Origin of the sequence: Roseinatronobacter ekhonensis, assembly GCF_900499075.1 — a bacterium.
Classification (GTDB): domain Bacteria; phylum Pseudomonadota; class Alphaproteobacteria; order Rhodobacterales; family Rhodobacteraceae; genus Roseinatronobacter; species Roseinatronobacter ekhonensis.
This window is the reverse complement of sequence record NZ_UIHC01000031.1, coordinates 15,924-39,139: the sequence shown is the minus strand read 5'-3', so window position 1 is coordinate 39,139 and position 23,216 is coordinate 15,924. Positions and strand designations below refer to the sequence as shown.

Here is a 23,216-nt window from a genome sequence, read left to right as displayed (position 1 = left end):
TACAGATTGCCTCGCAGCATCACATCACAGGGTGGCCGGATGCTCCGGAATCAGTGGCCGGATAAAATCGGAATGGGTGGCCGGATACTTTCGGAATCACTGGCCGGATGACCCCGGAATACGCAGGCAGGGGGCGTAGTTTCGGGAATGAAACGGGTAATGGCGTTCATGGCATCTCTTTCGGGTCAGATATGGCTTGGCTGACCTATCGGCTGGCTGTAGTTTAAACCTGACAAAAAGAATCGGATTTGTCAAACCGCTTTTGCCACCGGCACGACCCCACCAGTCGCGGCGGTAATCTGTGTCGCCGTCTGGACAACAAGCGCCCCGATCCGGTCAAGATTGCCGGTGTCCAGTCGAAAGGCAGGGCCGGAAACCGAGACGCCTGCAACCGGCTCGCCATGTGGATTGAAAATCGGAGCGGCGATGCAGCGCATGCCCGGTGCCCGTTCTTCGTCGTCGAACGCAAAGCCGCGCGCACGGGTCTGCGCGCAATCCGCGCGCAGCGCGTCCAGCGTGGTCAAAGACGCGGGCGTGAACGCATGCAAACCCCGTCTTGCCACCAATTGCGCGACGCGCGCCTCATCAAACCACGCTAGTAGGGCCTTGCCGATGCCGGACACATGCATTGGCCCGATTGTGCCCGGTGGAAAGAAAGCACGGATCGCTTCATGGGTTTCGACCTGCGTCAGAAACAGAACCTCGTCCTGTTGCTCTATGCCCAGATTCGCGGTTTCACCGCTGCCCCGCATCAGTGCTTGCATGGGCGCGCGCGCGCGTTCCACCAGCGAGGTGCGGCGCAAAAACGACGTGCCCGCCCGAAAGGTACCGACACCAACATGCCAAACCTGTCCGGCTGGGTCCAGATCGACCATCTCGCGCTGTTGCAGCGTGATCAGCACGCGGTAGACTGTCGCTGTAGACTGCCCGCAAGCGCTTGCCAGGTTCGACAGTGTCATCCCTTCCGATTGCGCCAGATGTTCCAGAATCGCCATCGCCCGGTCCAGCGATTGGATGGTATTCTGCGCCGTCTTGTCGTTGAATGCACGGGGCCGCCCGCGCCGCGAAACCTGTGTCATAGCCCACCTTTTTGCCATGCGCCGCAATGCAGAATGCAGAGTGAAAAACGCTTAGCGTTTGATTTTAATACCCTAATCCGTATTTTTCACAGATAGCAATTATTTTTCAAAAAAATTGAAAAATACTGGCGAAGCTGTAAAAACCATCTCAACACAATGGAGGGGGATCAGATGTCCTTGCAAAACCCGGTTTTCATTCCCGGCCCGACGAATATGCCCGAAAGCCTGCGCAAGGCTTGCGACATGCCGACCATCGATCATCGCTCGCCCGCTTTCGCGGCGGTGTTTCAGCCTGCTGTCGCGGGCGTGAAAGAGGTCTTGGGCATGACCGCGGGCGAAGTGCTGTTGCTGCCGTCCACCGGCACTGGCGGTTGGGAGGCCGCGATCAGCAACACCTTGTCGCCCGGTGACAAGATTCTGGCCGCGCGCCACGGCATGTTCAGCCATCGCTGGATCGACCTGTGCCAGCGTCATGGTCTGGATGTCCAGATCATCGAAGCTCCTTGGGGCGAAGGGTGCCCTGCTGACGCCATGGGCGCGGCGCTTGCCGCCGACACGGACCACAGCATCAAGGCGGTCCTCGCCACGCATAATGAAACTGCGACCGGCGTGCGATCTGATATTGCTGGCCTGCGCGCGGCGATGGACAAAGCGGGCCATCCCGCACTTCTGATGGTCGATGGCGTCAGCTCTATCGCGTCCATGCCGTTCGAGATGGATGCATGGGGCGTGGATATCGCCGTCGCTGGGTCGCAAAAGGGGTTCATGCTGCCCGCCGGTCTGGCGATCCTTGGTGTCTCGCCCAAGGCGCTGGCGGCGCGTGACAGCGCAACGCTGCCGCGCGCCTATTTCGATTTTGGCGATATGCTGAAGGGCTATGCGGCAGGCGGATATCCCTTCACTCCGCCCGTGGGTCTGATCAACGGTCTGGCCGCAAGCATCGCGATGCTGAAAGCCGAGGGTTTGGACAATGTCTATGCCCGTCACCACCGTCTGGCCGAAGCAACCCGGCGCGCGGTCGGCGGTTGGGGTTTGCAGGTCTGCGCCGCACGGCCCGATCTGTATTCCGACACCGTCACCGGCGTCATGGCGCCTGACGGCTTCAACGGCACCGATGTGGTGACACTGGCCGCCAGCAAGTATGGCGTCGCTTTCGGTGTGGGCTTGGGCGAGGTTGCAGGCAAGTTGTTCCGCATTGGCCATTTGGGCAGCCTGACCGATGTCATGCTGTTGTCGGGGCTCGCTACGGCAGAAATGTGTATGGCCGATCTGGGCTGGCCGGTAAAACTGGGCAGTGGTGTGGCAGCAGCGCAGGAATATCTGCGCGGCACCGCAGCCGAGCCGATCGCCAAAGCCGCTTAAGGTTCGATCGCCAAGGCGGGTGGGGCGTGGAACCCCACCTGCTGTGGCAAGATGACATCAGGGGGTGATATGAAAGACCAAGCAGACAGACCGCTTCCGACGTTCGAGGATGTGATTGCGGCGCATGAGCGGATCAAACCGTATATCCATCGCACGCCGATCCTGACCTCGGAATACATGAACAAGTTGACCGGTGCGGAACTGTTCTTCAAATGTGAGAACTTCCAGAAAGCGGGCGCTTTCAAGGTGCGCGGTGCGTGCAATGCCGTGTTCGGCCTGTCGGATGACGAAGCGGCCAAAGGGGTTGCCACCCATTCAAGCGGCAACCACGCGCTGTCGCTCAGCTATGCCGCAGGCCGCCGGGGCATTCCGTGCAATGTTGTCATGCCGCGCACCGCGCCGCAGGCCAAGAAGGACGCGGTACGCGGCTATGGCGGCATAATCACCGAGTGCGAGCCGTCGACGACCTCGCGCGAGGCGGTCTTTGCCGAAGTGCAGGAACGCACCGGTGCCGATTTCGTCCACCCCTATAATGACCCACGCGTGATTGCGGGGCAGGCGACCTGCTCGCGTGAGTTCATGGAGCAGGTCGAGGGGTTGGATGCCGTGATCGCGCCCATCGGTGGCGGTGGCATGATTTCGGGCTGTTGCTTGACACTCTCGAATATCGCACCGCATGTCGAGATTTACGCAGCCGAGCCGGAAATGGCCGATGACGCCTATCGCAGCTTCAAAGCGGGCCATATTATTGCCGATGATGCGCCCAACACCATTGCCGATGGCTTGAAAGTGCCGCTGAAAGAAAACACGTGGCACTTCGTGTCGCAGCATGTGACCGACATTCTGACCGCGTCTGAACAGGAAATCATTGACGCGATGCGCCTGACTTGGGCGCGCATGAAGATCGTGATGGAGCCAAGCTGCGCCGTGCCGCTGGCGACAATTCTGAAGAACCCCGAGGTGTTTCGTGGAAAGCGCGTTGGCGTGATCATCACCGGGGGGAATGTGGATCTGGACAAGCTGCCATGGATGGCAGGTTGATCGATATAACAGGGGGTTAATGTTATGAACGCACCAACCAAATTCGATGGGCTTGAAGTGGGCTATGACGTGCCGGCGCTGCCGGGTATGGACGAAGCCGATATCCAGACGCCCTGCCTTGTGCTGGATCTGGACGCGCTGGAGCGCAATATCAAGAAAATGGGCGACTATGCCCGCGAACACGGCATGCGCCACCGCGTGCATGGCAAGATGCACAAATCGGTCGATGTGGCGAAGCTGCAAGAGTCGTTGGGCGGGTCCTGCGGGGTCTGCTGCCAGAAGGTGTCCGAGGCAGAGGTCTTTGCCCGCGGCGGCATCAAGGATGTTCTGGTCAGCAACCAGGTGCGCGACCCGGCCAAGATTGACCGTCTGGCGCGTATCCCGAACTTCGGCGCGCGCGCGATCTGCTGTGTCGATGATGTGGCCAATGTGGCAGACCTGTCGGCGGCGGCGGTCAAGCACGGCACGCAGATCGAGTGCCTGGTCGAGATTGACTGCGGCGCGGGCCGTTGCGGCGTGACTACGACGCCCGACGTTGTGGAAATCGCCAAGGCCATCGACGCGGACGAAGGGCTGAAATTCGCTGGTATCCAAGCCTATCAGGGTGCGATGCAGCACATGGACAGCTACGAAGAGCGCAAGGCCAAAGTCGATATCTCTATCGCCATGGTGCGCGATGCGGTCGAAGGACTGAAGGCGGAAGGGCTGGAGTGTGACATCGTCGGCGGCGGCGGCACCGGGTCGTATTACTTCGAGTCGAACTCGGGCGTGTATAACGAGCTTCAGTGCGGCAGCTATGCCTTCATGGATGCCGATTACGGGCGCATTCTGGACAAGGACGGCAAGCGCATCGACCAAGGCGAATGGGACAACGCGCTGTTCCTGCTGACCAGCGTGATGAGCCATGCCAAGGCCGACAAGGCGATCGTCGATGCTGGCCTCAAAGCACAATCGGTCGATAGCGGTTTGCCGTTCATCTTCGGGCGTGACGATGTAAAATACGTCAAGTGCTCGGACGAACACGGCGTGGTCGCAGACCCTGATGCTGTGCTGAAAGTGGGCGACAAGCTGAAACTGGTCCCCGGCCATTGCGACCCGACCTGCAACGTGCATGATTGGTATGTCGTTGTCCGCGGCGGCAAGGTCGAAACGCTCTGGCCGGTCAGCGCGCGCGGCAAGGCCTACTGAGCCCCGCGTTTGACCAAGAGGCTCCGGATCATGTCCGGAGCCCGAGCATACATCCCGTGCGCCCCGGACTTGATCCGGGGCCTCTCCCTGAAATGACCTAAATACCAGGAGGCTGTCCCATGTGGATCGTGCCCGAATCCGCCATTGGCGGTCTTGTCGATGACCAAAGCGCGTTTGACGCCGTTGAAGCCACCTTTGCCGCCATGGCGCGCGAAGATGCCTATAACTTCCCCGTCGTGCGCGAGGCGCTGGGCGAAGGGCGGCAATACGGCTTCAAATCGGGGCTGGACCGCGCAGGCGCGCAACTGGGGGTGAAGGCGGGCGGTTATTTTCCCGGCAATTCCGCCAAGGGCATCATCAACCATCAGTCGACCGTGTTCCTGTTCGACCCCGACACGGGTATCTTGCAAGCGGCTGTCGGGGGCAACCTGCTGACCGCGCTGCGCACGGCAGCGGCGTCAAGCGTGTCCATCGCGCATCTGTCGCGGCCTGATTCGAAGGTGTTGGGCATGGTCGGAGCGGGTCATCAATCTGTGTTCCAGATGCGCGCGGCTTTGCGCCAGCGCAAGTTCGAGAAGGTCGTGGCGTGGAACTACCACCCCGACATGATGGATCGCCTGTCAGCCGCAGTCGCCGAAGCGGGGCTGCCATTTGAAGAGGTCAGTCTGGAGCATCTCGGCGCGCAAGCGGATGTGATCATCACGATCACCTCCAGCCCTGCCGCCAGTTTGATGGATGCGCATATCCGTCCCGGCACGCATATCGCCTGCATGGGCACCGACACCATCGGCAAACAAGAGGTTGAACCGGCGCTGCTGGCCCGCGCCACGGTTTTCACCGACGAGGTCGCGCAATCCATCAGCATTGGCGAAGCGCAGCATGCGGTGGCCGAAGGTCTGGTTACGGCAGATGCGATCACCCCCATCGGTGCGGTTATCAACGGCACCCACAAGGGCCGTTCCAGCGCCGAAGAAGTGACCTTGTTTGATGGCACCGGCGTCGGCTTGCAGGATATCGCGGTGGCGAGCAAGGCCGTCGATCTGGCCCGCGCCAATGGCAGCGCGATCGAGGTCGCTCTGTAAGCTTGCAATATCTGCGGCGCAGTGCCTATCAGCACGCAGGACACCGGGCAGAGGCAAACAGACATGAAAGTTGCAATCAACGGCTTCGGGCGCATTGGTCGCACGGTCTTGCGCGCTTGGCTGCAAGGCGGCTGGCCGGGGGTGGATATTGTTGCGATCAACGATATCGCCGACCCGGAAAGCTGCGCCTATCTGTTTGAATATGACAGCGTGTTCGGCCCGTGGCACGAACCCGTGCGCGTCGCGGATGGCGTGTTGCAAATTGGATCACGCCGTTTGCCGTTGACCCATGCGCGCGACTTGTCCGCGCTTGACCTGTCGGGTGTCGATCTGGTCATGGAATGTACAGGACGTGCCGATACCGTCGAGGTCGCTGCGCGCGGGCTGGACGCGGGCGCATCGCGGGTTCTGATCTCTGGCCCGTCCGACGCGGCAGAGATCACGGTCGTGTTGGGCGCAAACGACGGCGCGTTGCGGCCAGAGCATAAGCTCATATCAAACGCGTCCTGCACGACCAACGCGCTGGCGCCATTGGCACGGCTGCTGCATGACGCATGGGGTATCTCTACGGGGTTTATGACCACGGTGCATTGCTACACCGGCAGCCAACCTACGGTGGATGCCCCGCGGGGCGACCCCGCGCGCTCGCGCGCCGCAGCGTTATCGATGGTGCCCACGACGACCAGTGCGCAAAAGCTGGTAGAGCGCGTCTTGCCAGAGATGGAGGGGCGCTTGCTTGGCGCTGCGGTGCGCGTTCCGACCGCGTCTGTGTCTGCGGTGGACCTGTGCGTTATGCTGGAACGTCCCGCATCTGTGGCCCATGTCAACGAGCTGTTGCGCGATGCGGGTGGCGTGATCGGCTGGACAGACCGGCCATTGGTCTCGACCGACCTGCGCGCGCGCCCCGAAAGCATTGTCATGGCCTTGGCAGAGACGCAGCAGACCAGCGGCGGCATGCTGCGCGTGTTCGGCTGGTATGACAATGAATGGGGCTTTTCCTGCCGGATGCTGGATATGGCTATGCGCATCTCTGCATAGGGCAAAACGATTTTTCTTGCCGGACGGGCTGTCTATCTGTATGCAGGCGGCGCGACGTTACCTCTATCGACGACTGTTCTCCTTTACCGGCCACAGTGATTTCGATCTTGCACTGACTGAGCCGAGCTGCCGCATGTCGTGGGCAGTGACACAACTAGGAGACTTCACATGGCCACTGGCACAGTGAAATGGTTCAACGCAACCAAAGGTTTTGGCTTCATTCAACCCGATGGCGGTTCCAAGGATGTGTTCGTGCACATCTCTGCCGTTGAGCGCGCTGGTTTGCGCGGTCTGGACGATGGTCAGAAAGTGACCTTCGATCTGGAAAAAGGTCGTGATGGCCGCGAATCTGCGTCCAATCTGGCTCTGTCCTGATTTGACCGCCTGATTATCAGGCATGAATGCTGAAAGCCGCCCATTTTTTGGGCGGCTTTTGTTTTTGCTTGGGTTTCGGGCACTGGATTGCGCCCATAGGTTGGCCCCTACGCGTGAAACCCCCATCTTTGACCCATGGATATTTTATCAGATCGCCCGAAAATCGGGCAAAGCACCCGAATGGTGCTGGCGACCGATCTTGACGGCACGTTTCTGGGCGGTAGCAAAACAGACCGGACAGCGCTTTATGACTGGCTGCGCGCCCAGCCCGATGTGCAACTGATTTTCGTCACGGGTCGTGATCCGGAATTCATTGCCGCGCTGTGTGCCGCAGGCGACGTGCCAACGCCGGAATATGTGATCGGCGATGTCGGCACCACGATTGCGCGTTTCGACAAGGCGCGCGTCCAGCCGCTACCGGACCTAGAAGCACCGATTGCCGCGGCGTGGCGCGGGTTGTCGGATGAAGTGCAGGACAGGTTGGCGTCTGTCGATGGGCTCTGGCTGCAAAAGGCCGCGTTCCGGCACCGTCTGTCTTATGAATACGACGACCGTTTCGACCGTGCGGCACTATCGGTGCTGGACGGGCTTGCGGTTGATCTGATCGTCTCGCATGGCTGCTTTGTCGATGTGTTGCCAAAGGGCGTCAGCAAGGGCCCATCGCTTTTGCGCCTGATCGCCCATCTGGAACTGGATGCCGACAGGGTTCTGGTCGCGGGTGACACGCTCAACGACCTGTCAATGTTCCAGACCGGGCTGCATGGCGCGCTGGTCGGCGGCGCAGAGCCTGAATTGCTGGATGCCACAGACCATTTGCCGCGCGCCCATCGCTGCCGCCATATCGGCGCGGGCGGGATCACCGAGGCGATCCACGCCCACAACCTGCACCCAACCCCACCGGAGTTGCCAAAATGAAATCCGACCTTGTGATCGTCTACCACCGCCAGCCTTACGAGGAGGTGATCGAGAACGGGCAGGTGCAGTATCGCGAAAATTCCAGCCCGAACGGTATTGTGCCCACGATGAAAGGATTTCTGGGGCAGGCTGATCGCGGCGCCTGGGTCGCTTGGAAAGAGGCCGAGGATACCGCCAACCCCGGCTTTGAGCCGGTGATCGAGATTTCCGACAGCTTTGGCACCTACACAGTCAGCCGTCTGCCTTTGACCAAAGAGCAGGTCAGCAGTTTTTACCATGTGACCAGCAAGGAGGCCTTCTGGCCCATTCTGCATGGGTTCAAGGAACGCTATAATTACGACCCTGTCGACTGGCCGACCTTCCGCGCCGTGAACTGGGCCTTTGCAGAGGCTGCCGCCGAACAGGCCACAGATGACGCCGTGATCTGGGTGCATGACTACAACCTGTGGCTGGTGCCGGGGTATCTGCGGCAGCTTAAACCCAATGCGACGATCTGTTTTTTCCATCACACGCCCTTTCCGGGGCCGGACATGTTCAACGTGCTTCCGTGGCGCGAAGAGATCATCAACAGCCTGATGACCTCCGACAGCGTGGGGTTTCACATCCCGCGCTATGCGCAGAATTTCGCCGCCGTTGTGCGGTCAATCAAGGGCGCGCGTCTGGTGGCAGAGGCAGAGACGCCGACGACCCTGTCAGCCACCGGGGTAGCGCTGAACGACCGGCGTATGCCGCTTATGCTGGAGCATATGGGGGCAACGACCTGTGTGCATACCAACCCGGTTGGCGTGAATTTCGACTATATTGAGGAACTTGCCAAAAAGCCCGAAGTCGCCGAGCGGGTGCGCGAAATCCGCGAAGATCTGGGCGAAACGCAACTTGTTCTGTCGGTGTCGCGGACCGATTATACCAAGGGCAACATAGAGCAGTTGGAGGCATTCGAGCGGCTTTTGACCCGCCGCCCCGACCTGCGGGGCAAGGTTCGGCTTATGCTGGTTTCGGTGGGCGCGAACCGCAATATGACCGCTTATGCCGAAGTGCAGGATGCGATAGAGGGGTTGGTCGGGCGGATAAATGGCAGTTTCGGCAGCTTCGACTGGCAGCCTGTCACCCTTGTCAGCAAGGCGATCCCGCTGGCGCAACTTGTCGCTTATTACCGCGCCGCCGACGTGGCCTCTATCACGCCCCTTGCGGACGGGCTGAACCTTGTCGCGTCAGAGTTCTGCGCCGCGCGCGATCTGACCCATCCCGGCGCGCTGGTCCTGTCGGAATTTGCGGGCTGCTCTGTGCTGTTGGACGGCGCAATCCCGGTCAACCCGTTCTCGCATTCCTCGATGGACTCGGCGTTGGATCAGGCGTTGGCAATGGGAATAGAGGAAGCCAGCGCGCGTATGGCCGCGCTGCGCCGTTCTGCCCGTACATGGGATATCTCGGCATGGACACGGTCGGAAATGGCACATTTCCGCACTTTGCAGCGCGAACGCCATGGCGCGGGGCCAGAGGTGGTGCCCGCCGCTTGAAAGGCGTCCTAACGCCGGATTTATCGCGCCTTTGTCCGGTTTGGCTTGACACTACCTTGGCGCATATTCGACATATGGCGAACGCTTTCGCCCGGTCATTCCTCAGCGCCGCGCCCTGATCCGGGGGGCGTTGCTGTCAAAAACGGAAAAAATCGACGATGTCCCTTGCCTTGATCGCAGCGCTACCGTTTCTGGGCGCGCTTCTCCCTGGTCTTATGCTCCGCGCAGGGCGCAATGCCTGCGCGACCGCGACCGGCGCTGTTACCTTGCTGGCGCTTCTTGGCCTGTTGTCGCATCTGCCCGCCGTTCTGCGGGGCGAGATGGTGCAGGCGCGGTTCGAATGGCTTCCCGCACTGGGGCTGAATGCGAATTTCTTTCTGGATGGCTTGGGCTTCATGTTTGCCGGGCTGATCTTGGGTATCGGCCTGCTGATCATCATCTACGCGCGGTTCTACCTGTCAAAGAACGATCCGATGGATCAGTTCTATACCTACCTTCTGCTGTTCCAAGGGGCGATGGTGGGGATTGTTCTGTCCGATAACATCCTGCTTTTGCTTATCTTCTGGGAATTGACCTCGCTGTCGTCCTTCCTGTTGATCGGCTATTGGAAGCATCTGCCCGAAGGCCGCCAAGGCGCGCGCATGGCGCTGACGGTGACCGGCATGGGCGGGCTGGCGCTGATTGGGGGTATGCTGATTCTGGGCAATATCGCCGGCAGCTATGACCTGACCGTTATTCTGGAAAACCGCGAGGCGATTCAGGAAAGCGACCTCTATGTGCCCGCGTTGTTGCTGATCCTGCTGGGGGCTTTCACCAAATCGGCGCAGTTCCCGTTCCATTTCTGGCTACCGCATGCAATGGCGGCCCCCACACCCGTGTCGGCCTATCTGCACTCTGCCACCATGGTCAAAGCGGGCCTGTTCCTGATGGCGCGGCTGTGGCCGGTGCTGTCGGGCACGGACCTGTGGTTCTATCTGGTCGCGGGCGCGGGCCTGATCACCATGACGCTGGGTGCAGTCATCGCGCTGTTCAAAGACGATCTGAAAGGGCTGCTGGCGTTCTCGACCGTCAGCCATCTGGGCTTGATCACCATGCTATTGGGCATGGGCACCGAAGTGGCCGCCGTTGTGGCGGTGTTCCACATCATCAACCACGCGACGTTTAAGGCCGCGCTATTCATGACCGCCGGGATCATCGACCACGAGGCGCACACGCGGGATATAAAACGGTTGGGTGGCTTGCGATTACTGATGCCGGTGACCTTCATCATAGGCACGATTGCGGCTTTCTCCATGGCGGGCCTGCCGCCTTTCAACGGCTTCCTGTCCAAGGAAATGATGCTGCATGAGGCTGCGCATACCTCGACCCTGTTCATGGTCATGGCGACCGTGGCGGCGACCTTTTCGGTGGCTTACAGCCTGCGCTTCGTGTTCCATGTGTTCTTCGGCCCCAAGCGCGACGACTACCCGGCCAAGCCGCACGATCCCGGCTTTGGCATGTGGGCCGCGCCCGCGTTGCTGGTGGGTCTTGTGATCGCGATTGGCCTGTTTCCGAAAACCATTGTCGGTGCATTGGTGGCGACGGTATCAAAAGCGGTCACACAAGCGGATGAATTGCCCTATTACTCGCTGGCGCTGTGGCACGGGGTAAACGCGGCTTTGATCATGTCGATCATCGCGGTTGCCACGGGGGCCGTGCTGCTACTGTTGCACAAGGCGCTGGACCGCGCGTGGATCGCCGCACCCCGGCCAGAGGCGAAGGCGATTTTCGACGCGCTTTTGGCAGCCATCACCCGCACCGCCACCCGTGTGACAGATGCGCTGCACGATGGTGCCATGTCGCGCTATCTGGCTATCTTCACGGCCGCCTGCGTGGTGATCGTCGCGGGCGCGTTCTTTACCGCCGATTATGTGCAGGGCACGCGGCCCATGTTGCCGATGACCGTGCCGGCGCTTGTCGGGTTTGTGCTGATCATGGTGCCAACGCTGGCTTTGGCGCTCTTGCACCGCAACCGCTACTTGAGCCTTGTTCTGATGGGGGTCGTGGGGCTGCTGCTCTCGGTGGGCTTTGCCTATCTGTCTGCGCCCGACCTTGCCATGACCCAACTGTCGGTCGAGGTTGTCACCATCATCCTGCTGCTTTTGGCGCTGTACTTTCTGCCCAAAGAAACCCCTGTCGAGAGCAGCCCCGCACGGCGCTGGCGCGACGGGGTTATCGGGGCCGGAGCGGGGCTGGGTATCGGCGGCTTGATCTACGCCTTGCTGCGGCGAGAGCCCGACAATATCGGCTGGTATTTCCTGGAGAACTCCTACACCGGCGGTGGCGGCAACAATGTGGTCAACGTCATCCTGGTGGATTTCAGAGGGTTTGATACCTTCGGGGAGATCATTGTGCTGGGTGTTGCCGGTATCGCGATATTCGCGATGGTGGCGGCTGTTCTGCGCGGTGCCGGTGGCAAGCGCCTGCGCGCCATGGCCGCAGAGCATGTCAAAATCGGCGACCGGCATCCGCTGATGATGGTGGTTGCCACCCGCGCGGTGCTGCCCATCGCGCTGGTGGTGGGCGTCTACATCTTCTGGCGGGGGCATTCTTTCCCCGGCGGCGGTTTTATCGCCGGTCTGGTTGTCGCCGTGGCAGTGCTGATGCAATACATGGCCTCTGGGCTGGAATGGGCGCAAGCTCGACAGCGCGTTGCCTATCACGGCATGATCGCGGTCGGCATCCTGACCGCGGCGTTCACCGGGATCGCCAGCTGGTTCTTCGGCTACCCGTTCCTGAAAAGCACATTCGGCTATGTCACCATCCCGCCGCTTAGCAAGTTTGAAGTGGCCTCTGCCATGGCGTTCGACGTGGGTGTTTTCCTGACGGTGCTGGGCGCGGTCATGCTGGCCTTGGCCGAACTTTCGCGGATGGGCCGCGTCAGCGACCCCGATGTGCCGATCAACACCGACCCGATGGATATTGTCACGGATGGTGGCGCCATTCGCCCCGCTGCCACCAAGGATAGCTGAGAAGATGGAAATACTGGTTGCAATCATTATCGGGTCTTTGACCGCCGTCGGCACCTATCTGATGCTGCGGATGCGGACCTTTCCCGTCATCGTGGGCCTGTCGTTGCTGGCCTACGCGGTCAATTTCTTCCTGTTCGCCAGCGGACGCCTGATGCTGAACGCCCCGCCCTTGCTGTACACCGATGCGCCCCACACAGACGCGCTGCCGCAGGCGCTGACACTGACGGCAATCGTGATTGCCTTTGGCATGACGGCGGTGGCGGTCATCATGGCGTTGGCGGCCTATCTGAATGACGGTTCCGACAAGCTGGACATGGAAAATGCCGCCCCAGAGGTGACGCCAGAGGAGCGCGGCCAATGACGCATTTCATGGTTCTGCCGCTGATCACCACGGCGGTTATGGCGCCTGCGCTGCTGTTCTTCAGGGGCCATCTGACAGTGCAGCGAACCTTGTCGCTCGTGACAACGGTTGCGTTGGTTGTCATGACCGCTTTGTTGATGGTCGAGGCATCGTCCGGCGCGATCTCTGTCTACAAAATGGGCAACTGGGACGCACCGTTCGGGATTGTCATGGTGCTCGATCGCCTGTCGGCACTGATGATCACGCTGACAGCGTTGCTGGCGCTGGGGGTGCTGGTCTACGCCGTCGGAACCGGATGGGACACGCGCGGCGCGCATTTCCACCCGTTGTATCAATTCCAGCTATTCGGCCTGTTCGGCGCGATGATGACGGGCGACATCTTCAACCTGTTCGTGTTCTTCGAGGTGCTGCTGATCGCCAGCTACGGGTTGATGGTGCATGGCGGCGGCCGCTTGCGGATGCGCGCGGGCGTGCAATACGTCATTTACAACCTTGCCGGATCGACGCTGTTCGTCTTCTCTCTGGCCACGATTTACGGCGTCTTCGGCACGTTGAACATGGCCGACATGGCGGTGCAGGCGGCAAGCCTGCCGCCGGAAGATGCGGCATTGGTGCGCACGGCAGGCGCGATGGTTCTGCTGGTCTTCGCCGTGAAGGGCGCGCTGTTGCCGCTGCATTTCTGGCTGCCGAACACCTATACCCATGCCCCCGCGCCGGTTGCGGCCCTGTTCGCCATCATGACGAAGGTGGGGGCCTATGCGATCCTGCGTGTCTTCACACTTGTCTTCGGCCCGTCACTGGCGCTGACCGGCACATTGTTCTCGGACCTGCTGATGCCCGCGGCCTTGTTCACAACGGTGATCGGCATGGTCGGTGTGCTGGCTGGCGGGTCGCTGGCGCGGATCGCGTCTTTCGCGGCCATCGGGTCCATGGGCACATTGTTCATCGCCATCGCACCCTTTACCGAGGAAACGACAGTCGCGGCGCTCTATTACCTTGTGCATTCGACCTTCGCAGCGGGCGTGCTGTTTCTGGTCGTCGACATGGTGCAATCGCGGCGCGGCACCTGCGCGTTGGAGTTACGCGCGCCGATTGTCCAATCGGGGTTGGTGGCGTCGCTGTTCTTTGCCGCAGCGATTGCGACGACCGGCCTGCCGCCCTTGTCTGGCTTTGTCGGCAAGCTGTTCGTGCTGGATGCGCTGCGCGACCACCCGTGGGCCGTATGGGTCTGGGGTGTGGTGCTTGTGACCTCACTCGTCTCTGTGGTGGGGTTTGCGCAGGCAGGGTCTGTCGTGTTCTGGAAAGCGCATTCGCAACCGGCTGACGAAACGACACAGCCGCCCGCCACTGGCGTGGCATTGGCCGGGCTTGGCATGGTGCTTGGGTCGATCGTGATCATGACACTCGCGGCCGGTCCCTTGACCGCCTATCTGACCGACACCGCCGCGCAGCTATACGCCCCCGATGCGTATATCGGCGCGGTGCTGGGCGGCGAGGAGTAACCGATGCTGAGAAAACTCTTCCCCCACCCGCTGCTGACGCTGGTCTTGACCGCTGTCTGGGTCATGCTGGTCAATGTGCTGACGCTGAATGCGCTTGTTTTCGGGCTGATCCTTGGCACCATCGTGCCGCTGGTCACGGCGGCCTATTGGCCCGACCGCCCCAAGCTGCGTAACCCGCTGAAGATTATTGAATATATCCTTGTCGTGTTGTGGGATATCTGCGTGGCCAATGTGCAGGTTGCGGCAATCATCCTGTTCAAACGCAACGCGGATCTGTCGCCCGCATGGGTCAGTATCCCGCTGGAGTTGCGCACGCCGGAAGCCATCACCATTCTGGCGGGCACCATCACCATGACGCCGGGCACCGTCTCGTCTGACCTGTCCGAAGATGGTGCCAGCCTGCTGGTGCATTGCCTGCATGCGCCCGACCCAAAGGCCACGGCACGGGATATAAAATCGCGATACGAGCGCCGCCTGAAGGAGATTTTCGAATGATCCTGACTTATGCCCTGACCTTTGCGGCCGCCTGTTTTGGCCTCGGGTTGCTGATGAACCTGTGGTTTCTGGTGCGTGCGGGAAATCCCGGCGACAAGATCCTGGCGCTGGACACAATGGTCGTGAACGTGATTGCGCTGATTGTGCTTTACGGCATCGCGTTCGGGACAGGCGTGTTCTTCGAGGCGGCAATGCTGTTTGCCATGATGGGCTTTATCTCGACCGTGGCCTATTGCCGTTACATTCTGCGCGGCAACATCATCGAATAAGGAAGCGGAGTCATGATTCTGGAATACACAATTGCGGCGCTGCTGGTTATTGCAGGCTTTTTCGGGCTGGTCGGATCTGTCGGCTTGCTGAAACTGCCCGACCAGATGACCCGTCTGCATGCACCGACCAAGGCCACCACCTTGGGGGTGGGCGGTGTGCTGATCGCGTCCATGCTCTATTTCTACGGTATCGAGGGCACGATCAGTTTTCATGAACTGATGATTACGCTATTCCTGTTTCTTGCCGCACCAATCACCGCGTTTTTCATCGCAAGGGTGCAGTTGCGCAACCATGTGGCAGAGCGTGACCTGCCAAAGCCAGAGCGCAGCGGCACGCGTTGGGCGGGTCATATCGGCCAAGACAGCGCTGCGGATTGATCGATGCGTGATCCTGCGCCATAGTCACGACCGGTGGTCGTGGTCGGGTGGCACGGGGTGGTGCCGTATCCCGACCGGTTTGGTAAGGGTGTGCCGGTATAGTGCAAGTTCAGGACATGGCGGAGCGGGTGATTGAAACGCTCTGCGCTCAGGGTATTCCTGTGCGCAGTTTGCCCGCATCATTGGCGCGTGACTGGCCTGGTGTGCAGATCCTGGACCTTGTTTTGGCCATAGCGACCGGCTGTGATGCCGTCGAAGGCATGTTCGGTCCGGATGGACCCAGCGGCACGCGTGCTCGAGAAGGGTGGCAGGTCGCGACGCTGATCGCGACGGATCTGCGGGCCATGCAGGCGCTTGGTATGCCTGCCGATACCGCTCTTGACCTTCTGGCCTATTGGCAAATACACGATGCGTATTTTCTAGATCAGGAGCCTTCGAAATGAACTGCCCCGGCCCGCGCAACCTGATCAGCGATGTTGCTGGGCTGCGTGTCGGCCATGGGCAAGATGCGCGTCTTTTAAGCGGGGCGACGGTGCTGGTTGCCGATGCGCCGTTCGGGGCCGGTCTGCATATCATGGGCGGCGCGCCGGGCACCCGAGAAACGGAATTGCTGGCGCCCGACCGTCTGGTGCAAGAGGTGGATGCCATCGTCCTGTCAGGCGGGTCTGCCTTTGGGCTTGATGCAGCTTCCGGCGTTATGGATGGGTTGCGCGCCCAAGGGCGCGGCTTCGCCGTCGCGGGGCAGCGTGTGCCAATCGTACCTGCCGCGATCCTGTTCGATCTTGCAAATGGTGGCGCAAAGGACTGGGAGGCGAATCCCTATCCCGCGCTTGGCCGGGCAGCGCTCGACGCGGCATCGCCGGATTTTGCGCTGGGCAGTCACGGCGCCGGTTTGGGCGCAACGACGGCGACGGTGTCCGGGGGCATCGGCTCGGCCTCTTGGGTGCTCGACGGCGGTGCAACCGTGGGCGCATTGGTCGCCGCAAACCCGGTTGGCAGTGTCACCGTGGGGCAGGGGCCGCATTTCTGGGCCGCGCCCTTTGAGTGGAACGACGAATTCGGCGGGCTTGGCCCTGCACCGCGCGCGGATTATGCCACCCCGCCCGTCACGAAACTGGCACGCGAAGCTACGACCTTGGCCATTGTCGCCACCGACGCTGCGCTGACCCAGGCTCAACTGACCCGTCTGGCGATTGCCGCGCATGACGGCATGGCACGCGCGATTGTGCCATCGCATACGCAATTCGATGGTGACATCGTATTTGCCGTGTCGACCGGCGCAGGCGCGCGCGCCACAGCGTTGGATATGGTCGGTTTGGGCCATGCGGCGGCCACTTGTCTTGCACGGGCGATTGCGCGTGCGGTGTTCCATGCCGACCCGCCCGGTCACATGACGCAAAGGCCGTATTCCGCGGCGCATCTGCCGCTTGACTAGCGCGCGCCTGCATCCGACAAAGATGCAATGAGTGAACATGTTAAAGGTCTGGCCCTGACCACATTGGGCGTGCTGTTCATCGTGCCGGATTCGCTGTTCGTGCGGTTGATCGACGCGTCTGCCATCACCACCGCCTTTTGGCGCAACCTGATCGCAGGCGGGCTGATTCTGGCGTTCGTGCTGGCCACGCAGGGGCCGCGCGCAGTGACGTCGCTGGCCACGACGGGGCGGGCAGGGCTGGCCTATCTGGTCTTTTTCGGCATGGCCGCAAGCGGTTTCGTGCTGGCTGTGTCGCTGACCAGCGTGGCGAATGTGGTGTTCATCCTTGCTGCCACGCCAGTATTTGCGACCGTGTTCAGCCGCATCTTCCTTGGCGAGCCGATCTCGATTCGCATGGTGCTGACCATGGCGGGCGTGTTTGCCGGGCTTGGGCTGATCCTGCGCGGATCGCATGAAACCGCGGGCGCAAGCTGGCAAGGCGATCTTGTCGCGTTGGGTGTCGCCGCGTGTTTCGCGGCCGCCATGACCGCTTTGCGGCTGCTGCGTGGGCGCTCCATGCTGGCGGCCGTGCCGATATCGCTGATCGGGGCGGCGCTTGTGCTGTTGCCCTTTGCCGATGTTATGGGGCCGGTTGCGGTGCAATGGCCGCTTTTGCTGGCGCATGGGGCATTCATCTCTATGGCGTCGTCGCTCATGACGATGGGGCCGCGCTACATCACCTCTGCCGAAGTCTCCCTGCTCTTGCTGCTGGAATCGGTTCTGGCGCCGCTGCTGGTCTGGGCGCTTTTGGGTGAAGACCCGGGCATCTGGGCCATCTGGGGCGGTGCCGTCGTGATCGCTGTTCTGCTGGCGTCGAACCTGTGGCTACTGATGCGGCTTCAGTCGTCCAGAAGGTAGTCTTCCCAATCGTCCAGCGCGACCGTGGTTTCCGACACGGTCTGGTCATGCATCGAGACACCTGCCTGCCGCACCGTGTCCGGGTCGCCCGTGATCAACGGGTGCCAGAGCGGCAGTTTATGGCCTTCATGCAGCAAACGGTAAGCGCAGGTTTCCGGCATCCAATAGGCGATGTCCGGCAGGGTTGTGGGGGTCAGCACCACGCATTCGGGCACCAGCGATTTGCGGTTGTCATAGCTGGCGCAGCGGCAGGTGCTGTCATCGAACAGGCGGCAGGCGACGCGGGTGAAGATCAATTCATCCGTGTCAATATCTTCCAGCTTGTTCAGGCAGCACCGCCCGCAGCCATCGCAGAGCGCCTCCCATTCGGGGGCGGTCATCTCGGTCAGGGGAACAGTGTCCCAGAAATCGGCGCGCAGGGTCATGTGCGGCTAGATAATCCGCTTTGCGCCTAAGCGACACCCCCTTTTCGGAGTGCTACTGGCCAACGTCGTGACGTGAGTATTTCTGGCAAGATGAAGCGGCAAGGGGCGGCTTTTAGCCTGACAGCATCGCGCGATGAAATTGGGCGCCTGCGCTGGTGTCATTCAGATGGACATCGGCCATACGCAGCACCTCTCCCGCAGCCACGTCGCGGGTCAGCGTGACGCCATGCGCAAGGCCGATTGGCAAAAGTGCATCAGCCTTGCTTGCCTTTGCGCTGGTCGCGCGGGCGTAGACCGTCCAGCCGCCTTCGCCGTCCAGCGTTTCGCCTGACCGCAGGGGCCGTTTGGCTACGGCAACCGCATCGCCCCGCCAGTCGCGGGTTTGCCCTGTTGGTTCATGGCGCAGCGCGACCGACAGGACCGAGACCGACAGTTCCAGCCCGATCAGGTGGAAGGGTTTATATATGGCGGCATAGCGCCCGGTTGTGTCGGTCGGCAGCCCGTCTTGCTTGAAGCAGGCGGCGGCGTAGTCGTTGGGCGCTTTCAGAACCACATAGACACCCCAGCGCAAGTCGCGGAACACGGGCCGACCGTCGCGCTCCAGGGACGAGATGACCTCGACCATCCCGTCGCGATCAAGCTGCCGCCGATGTTTGCGGGGCGCAGAATATGGGCCAGATCGTCGACACCGCAGGGCGGGAAGGCAACCCCCGCTTCCGGCACGTCCAACCCGCAGGAATTGGCCATGGCCGCAGCCTCTATGGCGGATTTCGTGCCGTCGAGGAACGAGTTGAACATTTGTGGATTCATGCCCGCGCGTGCGGCTTCGGACGGGGTCAGGCCATAGTGCGACCAGACATCATTGTGTGTGACGTGATGATACGCGGGCAGATACTTGGTGCCCTTGCCCGCCGCGGCGACCTGAAACCCCGTAGCGCGCGCCCAGTCGACCATTTCCGACACAAGCGCGGGCTGATCGCCATAGGCCATGGAATACGCCACGCCCGCTTGTGAAGCGCTGCGGACGAGTTCGAGATCGACGAGGACACCGGCCTCGAGATTGACCATCACGAGGTCATTGCGAGGCCCGATCAGGGCAACGCGGATGGGGCGCCGCGTTCAGACGCTAGACGGGCAAGGTTCATGCCGCGCCCTTGCCGCGCAGCGCGGGCAGGCCGACGCCGGTGCTGTCAAAACCACCATCCGCCGCTAGAATCTGACCCGTGATATAGCTTGCCTTTTCCGAGGCGAGGAATGTGATCGCATTCGCGATCTCGGCTTCCGATCCGTAGCGGTTCAGCGGGACCGCGTCGTGATAGGCGTCGATAATGTCCTGGCTGTGAACTGCCATGGCCAGCTTGGTGCGCACCGGGCCGGGGCAGACGCAATTCGCGCGGACGCCGAATTCGCCGAGCTCCGCCGCCTGCTGTTTGGTCATCTGGATGACCGCAGCCTTGGAGGTGCCATAGGCCACACGCAAGGTCGACGCGCGCAAGCCAGATATAGAGGCGATGTTGACGATATTGCCACGGCTGGCCTTGAGCAGTGGCAAGGCCGCCTGAGAACACAGGAATGTGCCGTCCAGATTGGTGGCCATAACGCTGCGCCAAAGCGCGAAATCGCACTGCTCTATCGGTCCGAACTGCGCCACACCAGCATTGTTCACAAGGCAGTCCAGCCGGTCGATCCCATTGAAAACGGACGCCACGGCATCTGCGTCCGAGATATCGCAATCCAGCGCCACGGCACCCGGCACATCGCTCACCACGCGGCCCAATTCCTCTGCATCACGGTCCAGCATAAGCACCTGCCAGCCCTGCGCGGCGAAATCCTGTGCTGTCGCCAGCCCTATGCCGCGCGCGGCCCCCGTGACCAAGGCCACTTTTTGCTCTGACATGGTATCCTCCCTTTGCCTGCGCCCCGTAGTTTGGACAGTGAATTTGTGAAAGACAAGCGCTGCCAAGGCCGTTAGGCTTGTGACCTGCGAATTGATCCGGGAGAGTTTTACATGCGTCTTGTCAAAGCCTTGTTGGCTGTTGTTCTGGGGCTTGTCGTGCTGCTGGGTGCGGTGGTGTTTCTGGTGCCGACAGAGCGGCTGGCGGCAATCGCGGCAGACCAGTTCAGGGCTGCGACGGGGCGAAGCCTGACCATTGACGGCGAGATCGGGTTGAGTGTTTTTCCGGTGATCGGGGCGCGCGCCGAGGGGATCACGATCGGTAATCCCGACTGGGCAGGCGAGGGCGCATTGATGCGTGCCGATGAAATGGATATCGGCGTTGACCTGATAAGCTTGCTGTCGGGCAATGTGGCCATACAGAGGGTTGTCCTGCAATCGCCGGAGATAACGCTGCGGCGCGCAGCGGATGGACGCGCGACGTGGGAGTTCGGGACCGCCGGCGCTGATCCGGCCCCGGAGGCGCCCGCCGCCAACGCGACTGGCGCTGGAGCGGCGCGGGACGTGTCACTGGCAGAAGCGCGAATCGAGAATGGCCGTTTGCGGTATATTGACGAAACGACCGATATGGTCGTGGACCTGAGCGATGTTTCGGCGACGCTGCGAATGCCCGAGATGAGAGGCCCCTTATCGTTGGAGGCGGAGGGGCAGATGAACGGGCAGCCGCTATCTGTCGGGTTCCGTGCGGGGAATGCCGCATTGCTGTTTGAAGGCGGCTTGAGCGCGATCACGGTGGAGTTGGCGCTGGCAGGGGCCGAAGCCAGCTTCGAGGGGCGTGCGGCATTGTCCGATCTGGCGCTAGAGGGGCAGGCGCGCGGCGATCTGCCCGCACTTGGGCCGGTGCTCGCGGCTTTGGGCCAGTCGGGCGGCGAGATACCTGCCGGGTTCCGGCCGCTGTCTTTCTCTGGTCAGGTCACGCGGACGGCGGAAGGGCAGATTTATTTGCGCGACGGGGCGGTTAACGCAGGGCAAACCGCCATGACTGCCGCCGCCGACCTGTCGTTGGGCGGAACGCGCCCGCAGGTCAACGCGCAACTGTCCATCCCCGTGTTGGATGTGCGGGGCATGGGCGGCGATGCACCCGCTGAGTCACCGACGGACGGTTGGTCGCGCGACCAGATTGATGCGTCTGCGGTCGGTGCTGTGGATGGCGAAATCTCGCTTTCCATTGGCGAGTTGCGCAGCGATAGCGGCACCTTCGGCCCGATCCGGCTGCGCAGCACCCTCGACAATTCCCGCGCTGTGACGGAAATCCGCGAAGCACAGCTTTACGGTGGCGGCGTGACAGGACAATTCATCGTCAACAATCGTTCCGGACTGTCCACGCGCGCCGATGTGCAGGTCAGCGGTGTGAGCCTGTTGCAACTGCTGCGCGATACTGCCGGATTCGAACGTCTGGAAGGCACTGTAGAGGGCCGTCTGGACCTGCTCGGCTCTGGCGGCAGCCTGAACGCAATCATGAATAGCTTGCAGGGCGATGGGCAGCTTGCCTTTTCCGAAGGCCAGATACTTGGGCTGGATTTGGCGGGTATGCTGCGCAATCTGGACCTTGGATATGTGGGGGAAGGGTCAAGCACCATCTACAACAGCATCACCGGCAGTTTCAGCGTGACCGATGGTGTGTTGCGCAATGATGATCTGCTGTTCGACTCGCCGCGCGTGCAGGTTACGGGCGAAGGTCAGGTCGGCATTGGCGCGCAAACGCTGGACTACCGTGTTGTTCCGTCGGCGCTGCGCGACGAAGAAGGCAACGCCCTGCGTGTGCCGCTAATGGTGACAGGCCCATGGAGTGCGCCGCGCTTCCGGTTGGACATGGAAGCCCTGGCGCGCGAACGCTTGGATGAGGAACGCGAACGGCTGGAAGCCTTGGCGCGCGAAGAGGCAGAGCGCCTTGAGGAGCGCGCGCGCGCTGAGGCCGAAGCGAAGATCGAAGACGAACTGGGCGTGCAGCGCGAAGAGGGCGAGGCATTGGAAGATACCTTGCGGCGCGGTGTGGAAGAGCGTCTGGGCGAAGGATTGCGTGGGTTGTTGGGCGGGAACTGACCCCGCCCTTACCCCAGCAGCAATGTCGCGGCCATCATGGCAGCAAATGCCAGCGTGACGATGACACCGATGGAAGAGCTTTCGGCCTCTTCCTGCGCTTCGGGAAGCAGCTCTGAAAAGATCATCCACAGCATCGCGCCCGCGGCCAGCCCAAGGCCAACCGGCAGCACCGGTTCGAAATACAAAACGAACAAAAAGGCGGGTACGGCAAGCAGTGGCTGCGGTAGCGACGAAACCACGGCCCACCAGCCGGCCTTCGCGACAGAGGCCCCGCGCGGCACCATGATCAGTGCTATCGCAAGCCCCTCGGGGACGTTGTGCAATGCAATCGCCAGTGTGATCAGGTCGCCCAAGGGGCGCCCCCCGCCAAAAGCAACACCTACGCCAATCCCTTCGGCGGCGGAATGGGCCGTCATGACGCCCATAATCATCAAGACTTTTGCCGCATCGGCACCTTGCAGGTCGCCCAGTGACACCTCGCCCCGGCGGTCCAGCAATTTCTTGACCAGCCAGATCGCGACAACCCCCAGAACAATGCCGCCAATGGTGCGCGGGCCCGACAATTCGAACCCTTCCATCACGAGTGTCACGCTGGCCGCCAGCATCAGACCCGCAGCAAGGGCATTGCCCCACGCCAAGGCGCGGCCTGACATAGAGCGAACGGCAAGCAATGGCAGCGCACCCAGCCCAGTTGCCAATGCTGTGACAAGGGCGGCGACGAATACGATCAGAAGGGTTGGCTCGGTCATCCTGGCTATCCCATTATTAGAATAATTCTAAGTTATGGTTGGCAATCTCCAAGTGCAAGCAGAAAAGTCGATCTGCCAATTGATACATTATTGATTTATA

General features: G+C 61.4%; 23 protein-coding genes and 1 pseudogene. 18 read left to right on the top strand and 6 right to left on the bottom strand.

Annotated features, from left to right (window positions below; translation table 11 throughout):
* Positions 1 to 251: 251 nt before the first annotated feature.
* Positions 252 to 1,079, bottom strand: coding sequence for an HTH-type transcriptional regulator BhcR (bhcR, locus tag ROE7235_RS13400; RefSeq protein WP_121096019.1), 828 nt, complete (start codon positions 1,077 to 1,079; stop codon positions 252 to 254).
* A 171-nt stretch (positions 1,080 to 1,250) separates the two neighbouring features.
* Here bhcR and bhcA point away from each other — a divergent pair, with 171 nt between their 5' ends.
* From bhcA to ROE7235_RS13315, 17 genes are all read left to right on the top strand, one after another.
* A complete protein-coding gene (gene bhcA / locus ROE7235_RS13395; protein WP_121096023.1) occupies positions 1,251 to 2,441 on the top strand; it encodes an L-aspartate--glyoxylate aminotransferase BhcA in 1,191 nt (396 codons plus the stop codon).
* 69 nt (positions 2,442 to 2,510) lie between these two features.
* On the top strand, positions 2,511 to 3,482 hold the full coding sequence (gene bhcB / locus ROE7235_RS13390; protein WP_121096018.1) for a beta-hydroxyaspartate dehydratase BhcB: 972 nt from the start codon (positions 2,511 to 2,513) through the stop codon (positions 3,480 to 3,482).
* Positions 3,483 to 3,506: 24 nt separating this feature from the next.
* Positions 3,507 to 4,670 carry a 3-hydroxy-D-aspartate aldolase BhcC gene (gene bhcC / locus ROE7235_RS13385; RefSeq protein ID WP_121096017.1) on the top strand — a complete coding sequence of 388 codons (1,164 nt, stop codon included), beginning with the start codon at positions 3,507 to 3,509 and terminating at the stop codon, positions 4,668 to 4,670.
* A 119-nt stretch (positions 4,671 to 4,789) separates the two neighbouring features.
* Positions 4,790 to 5,752 carry an iminosuccinate reductase BhcD gene (gene bhcD, locus ROE7235_RS13380; RefSeq protein WP_121096016.1) on the top strand — a complete coding sequence of 321 codons (963 nt, stop codon included), beginning with the start codon at positions 4,790 to 4,792 and terminating at the stop codon, positions 5,750 to 5,752.
* A 63-nt stretch (positions 5,753 to 5,815) separates the two neighbouring features.
* On the top strand, positions 5,816 to 6,790 hold the full coding sequence (locus ROE7235_RS13375) for a type I glyceraldehyde-3-phosphate dehydrogenase (RefSeq protein ID WP_121096015.1): 975 nt from the start codon (positions 5,816 to 5,818) through the stop codon (positions 6,788 to 6,790).
* Between the two features lie 168 nt (positions 6,791 to 6,958).
* Entirely contained in the window at positions 6,959 to 7,165 is a 207-nt protein-coding gene (locus ROE7235_RS13370; RefSeq protein ID WP_121096014.1) for a cold-shock protein, read from the top strand.
* A gap of 180 nt (positions 7,166 to 7,345) precedes the next feature.
* The gene (locus tag ROE7235_RS13365; RefSeq protein WP_245963968.1) at positions 7,346 to 8,080 is read left to right on the top strand and encodes an HAD family hydrolase; all 735 of its coding nucleotides are present in this window, start codon (positions 7,346 to 7,348) and stop codon (positions 8,078 to 8,080) included.
* Positions 8,077 to 9,597 (top strand): glucosylglycerol-phosphate synthase, encoded by a 1,521-nt coding sequence (ggpS, locus tag ROE7235_RS13360; protein WP_121096012.1) that lies wholly within the window; start codon positions 8,077 to 8,079, stop codon positions 9,595 to 9,597. Before ROE7235_RS13365 ends, ggpS begins: the two co-directional genes overlap by 4 nt.
* Before the next feature lie 158 nt (positions 9,598 to 9,755).
* Positions 9,756 to 12,608 (top strand): monovalent cation/H+ antiporter subunit A, encoded by a 2,853-nt coding sequence (locus ROE7235_RS13355; protein WP_121096011.1) that lies wholly within the window; start codon positions 9,756 to 9,758, stop codon positions 12,606 to 12,608.
* Positions 12,609 to 12,612: 4 nt separating this feature from the next.
* Complete coding sequence (locus tag ROE7235_RS13350; protein WP_121096010.1) at positions 12,613 to 12,969, top strand: Na+/H+ antiporter subunit C; 357 nt, start codon at positions 12,613 to 12,615, stop codon at positions 12,967 to 12,969.
* Positions 12,966 to 14,471, top strand: coding sequence for a monovalent cation/H+ antiporter subunit D (locus tag ROE7235_RS13345; protein ID WP_121096009.1), 1,506 nt, complete (start codon positions 12,966 to 12,968; stop codon positions 14,469 to 14,471). The genes ROE7235_RS13350 and ROE7235_RS13345 overlap by 4 nt, the downstream gene beginning before the upstream one ends.
* 3 nt (positions 14,472 to 14,474) lie before the next feature.
* The gene (locus ROE7235_RS13340) at positions 14,475 to 14,966 is read left to right on the top strand and encodes a Na+/H+ antiporter subunit E (RefSeq protein WP_121096008.1); all 492 of its coding nucleotides are present in this window, start codon (positions 14,475 to 14,477) and stop codon (positions 14,964 to 14,966) included.
* Complete coding sequence (locus tag ROE7235_RS13335; RefSeq protein WP_121096022.1) at positions 14,966 to 15,235, top strand: K+/H+ antiporter subunit F; 270 nt, start codon at positions 14,966 to 14,968, stop codon at positions 15,233 to 15,235. Before ROE7235_RS13340 ends, ROE7235_RS13335 begins: the two co-directional genes overlap by 1 nt.
* Positions 15,236 to 15,247: 12 nt before the next feature.
* A complete protein-coding gene (locus tag ROE7235_RS13330) occupies positions 15,248 to 15,613 on the top strand; it encodes a Na+/H+ antiporter subunit G (protein WP_121096007.1) in 366 nt (121 codons plus the stop codon).
* Positions 15,614 to 15,729: 116 nt separating this feature from the next.
* Positions 15,730 to 16,056: a hypothetical protein gene (locus ROE7235_RS13325; protein WP_121096006.1), complete on the top strand. Its 327-nt coding sequence runs from the start codon at positions 15,730 to 15,732 to the stop codon at positions 16,054 to 16,056.
* A complete protein-coding gene (locus tag ROE7235_RS13320) occupies positions 16,053 to 17,048 on the top strand; it encodes a P1 family peptidase (protein WP_121096005.1) in 996 nt (331 codons plus the stop codon). Before ROE7235_RS13325 ends, ROE7235_RS13320 begins: the two co-directional genes overlap by 4 nt.
* Before the next feature lie 27 nt (positions 17,049 to 17,075).
* On the top strand, positions 17,076 to 17,945 hold the full coding sequence (locus tag ROE7235_RS13315) for a DMT family transporter (protein ID WP_121096004.1): 870 nt from the start codon (positions 17,076 to 17,078) through the stop codon (positions 17,943 to 17,945).
* On the opposite strand, the gene ROE7235_RS13310 is transcribed toward ROE7235_RS13315, so the two are convergent.
* From ROE7235_RS13310 to ROE7235_RS13300, 4 genes and pseudogenes are all read right to left on the bottom strand, one after another.
* The gene (locus tag ROE7235_RS13310) at positions 17,927 to 18,370 is read right to left on the bottom strand and encodes a YcgN family cysteine cluster protein (protein WP_121096003.1); all 444 of its coding nucleotides are present in this window, start codon (positions 18,368 to 18,370) and stop codon (positions 17,927 to 17,929) included. The two genes, ROE7235_RS13315 and ROE7235_RS13310, sit on opposite strands and share 19 nt — an antisense overlap.
* 112 nt (positions 18,371 to 18,482) lie before the next feature.
* Positions 18,483 to 18,689, bottom strand: a complete 207-nt coding sequence (locus ROE7235_RS20950; protein ID WP_370743744.1) for a hypothetical protein — start codon at positions 18,687 to 18,689, stop codon at positions 18,483 to 18,485.
* A gap of 171 nt (positions 18,690 to 18,860) precedes the next feature.
* Positions 18,861 to 19,324 (bottom strand): annotated as a pseudogene (locus ROE7235_RS20565) (flagellar biosynthesis protein FlgA); the annotation flags it as partial.
* 187 nt (positions 19,325 to 19,511) lie between these two features.
* Positions 19,512 to 20,267 carry an SDR family NAD(P)-dependent oxidoreductase gene (locus ROE7235_RS13300; protein ID WP_121096002.1) on the bottom strand — a complete coding sequence of 252 codons (756 nt, stop codon included), beginning with the start codon at positions 20,265 to 20,267 and terminating at the stop codon, positions 19,512 to 19,514.
* 111 nt (positions 20,268 to 20,378) lie between these two features.
* Between ROE7235_RS13300 and ROE7235_RS13295 the strand changes: the two genes are divergently transcribed.
* Entirely contained in the window at positions 20,379 to 22,367 is a 1,989-nt protein-coding gene (locus tag ROE7235_RS13295; protein ID WP_121096001.1) for an AsmA family protein, read from the top strand.
* Positions 22,368 to 22,375: 8 nt separating this feature from the next.
* Here ROE7235_RS13295 and ROE7235_RS13290 read toward each other — a convergent pair whose 3' ends face one another.
* On the bottom strand, positions 22,376 to 23,116 hold the full coding sequence (locus ROE7235_RS13290) for a ZIP family metal transporter (RefSeq protein WP_121096000.1): 741 nt from the start codon (positions 23,114 to 23,116) through the stop codon (positions 22,376 to 22,378).
* Positions 23,117 to 23,216: the final 100 nt, after the last annotated feature.

Excerpts from the sequence above, each read along its gene's own strand:
- bhcC (WP_121096017.1), top strand. The coding sequence starts at position 3,507 with ATGAACGCACCAACCAAATTCGATGGGCTTGAAGTGGGCTATGACGTG.
- ROE7235_RS13365 (WP_245963968.1), top strand. The coding sequence starts at position 7,346 with ATGGTGCTGGCGACCGATCTTGACGGCACGTTTCTGGGCGGTAGCAAA.
- bhcR (WP_121096019.1), bottom strand. The coding sequence starts at position 1,079 with ATGACACAGGTTTCGCGGCGCGGGCGGCCCCGTGCATTCAACGACAAG.
- ROE7235_RS13290 (WP_121096000.1), bottom strand. The coding sequence starts at position 23,116 with ATGACCGAGCCAACCCTTCTGATCGTATTCGTCGCCGCCCTTGTCACA.
- ROE7235_RS13375 (WP_121096015.1), top strand. The coding sequence starts at position 5,816 with ATGAAAGTTGCAATCAACGGCTTCGGGCGCATTGGTCGCACGGTCTTG.
- ROE7235_RS13345 (WP_121096009.1), top strand. The coding sequence starts at position 12,966 with ATGACGCATTTCATGGTTCTGCCGCTGATCACCACGGCGGTTATGGCG.
- ROE7235_RS13325 (WP_121096006.1), top strand. The coding sequence starts at position 15,730 with ATGGCGGAGCGGGTGATTGAAACGCTCTGCGCTCAGGGTATTCCTGTG.
- bhcB (WP_121096018.1), top strand. The coding sequence starts at position 2,511 with ATGAAAGACCAAGCAGACAGACCGCTTCCGACGTTCGAGGATGTGATT.
- ROE7235_RS13350 (WP_121096010.1), top strand. The coding sequence starts at position 12,613 with ATGGAAATACTGGTTGCAATCATTATCGGGTCTTTGACCGCCGTCGGC.
- ggpS (WP_121096012.1), top strand. The coding sequence starts at position 8,077 with ATGAAATCCGACCTTGTGATCGTCTACCACCGCCAGCCTTACGAGGAG.
- ROE7235_RS13300 (WP_121096002.1), bottom strand. The coding sequence starts at position 20,267 with ATGTCAGAGCAAAAAGTGGCCTTGGTCACGGGGGCCGCGCGCGGCATA.
- ROE7235_RS13295 (WP_121096001.1), top strand. The coding sequence starts at position 20,379 with ATGCGTCTTGTCAAAGCCTTGTTGGCTGTTGTTCTGGGGCTTGTCGTG.
- bhcA (WP_121096023.1), top strand. The coding sequence starts at position 1,251 with ATGTCCTTGCAAAACCCGGTTTTCATTCCCGGCCCGACGAATATGCCC.
- ROE7235_RS13355 (WP_121096011.1), top strand. The coding sequence starts at position 9,756 with ATGTCCCTTGCCTTGATCGCAGCGCTACCGTTTCTGGGCGCGCTTCTC.
- ROE7235_RS13370 (WP_121096014.1), top strand. The coding sequence starts at position 6,959 with ATGGCCACTGGCACAGTGAAATGGTTCAACGCAACCAAAGGTTTTGGC.
- ROE7235_RS13320 (WP_121096005.1), top strand. The coding sequence starts at position 16,053 with ATGAACTGCCCCGGCCCGCGCAACCTGATCAGCGATGTTGCTGGGCTG.
- bhcD (WP_121096016.1), top strand. The coding sequence starts at position 4,790 with ATGTGGATCGTGCCCGAATCCGCCATTGGCGGTCTTGTCGATGACCAA.
- ROE7235_RS13315 (WP_121096004.1), top strand. The coding sequence starts at position 17,076 with ATGAGTGAACATGTTAAAGGTCTGGCCCTGACCACATTGGGCGTGCTG.
- ROE7235_RS13340 (WP_121096008.1), top strand. The coding sequence starts at position 14,475 with ATGCTGAGAAAACTCTTCCCCCACCCGCTGCTGACGCTGGTCTTGACC.
- ROE7235_RS13310 (WP_121096003.1), bottom strand. The coding sequence starts at position 18,370 with ATGACCCTGCGCGCCGATTTCTGGGACACTGTTCCCCTGACCGAGATG.
- ROE7235_RS13330 (WP_121096007.1), top strand. The coding sequence starts at position 15,248 with ATGATTCTGGAATACACAATTGCGGCGCTGCTGGTTATTGCAGGCTTT.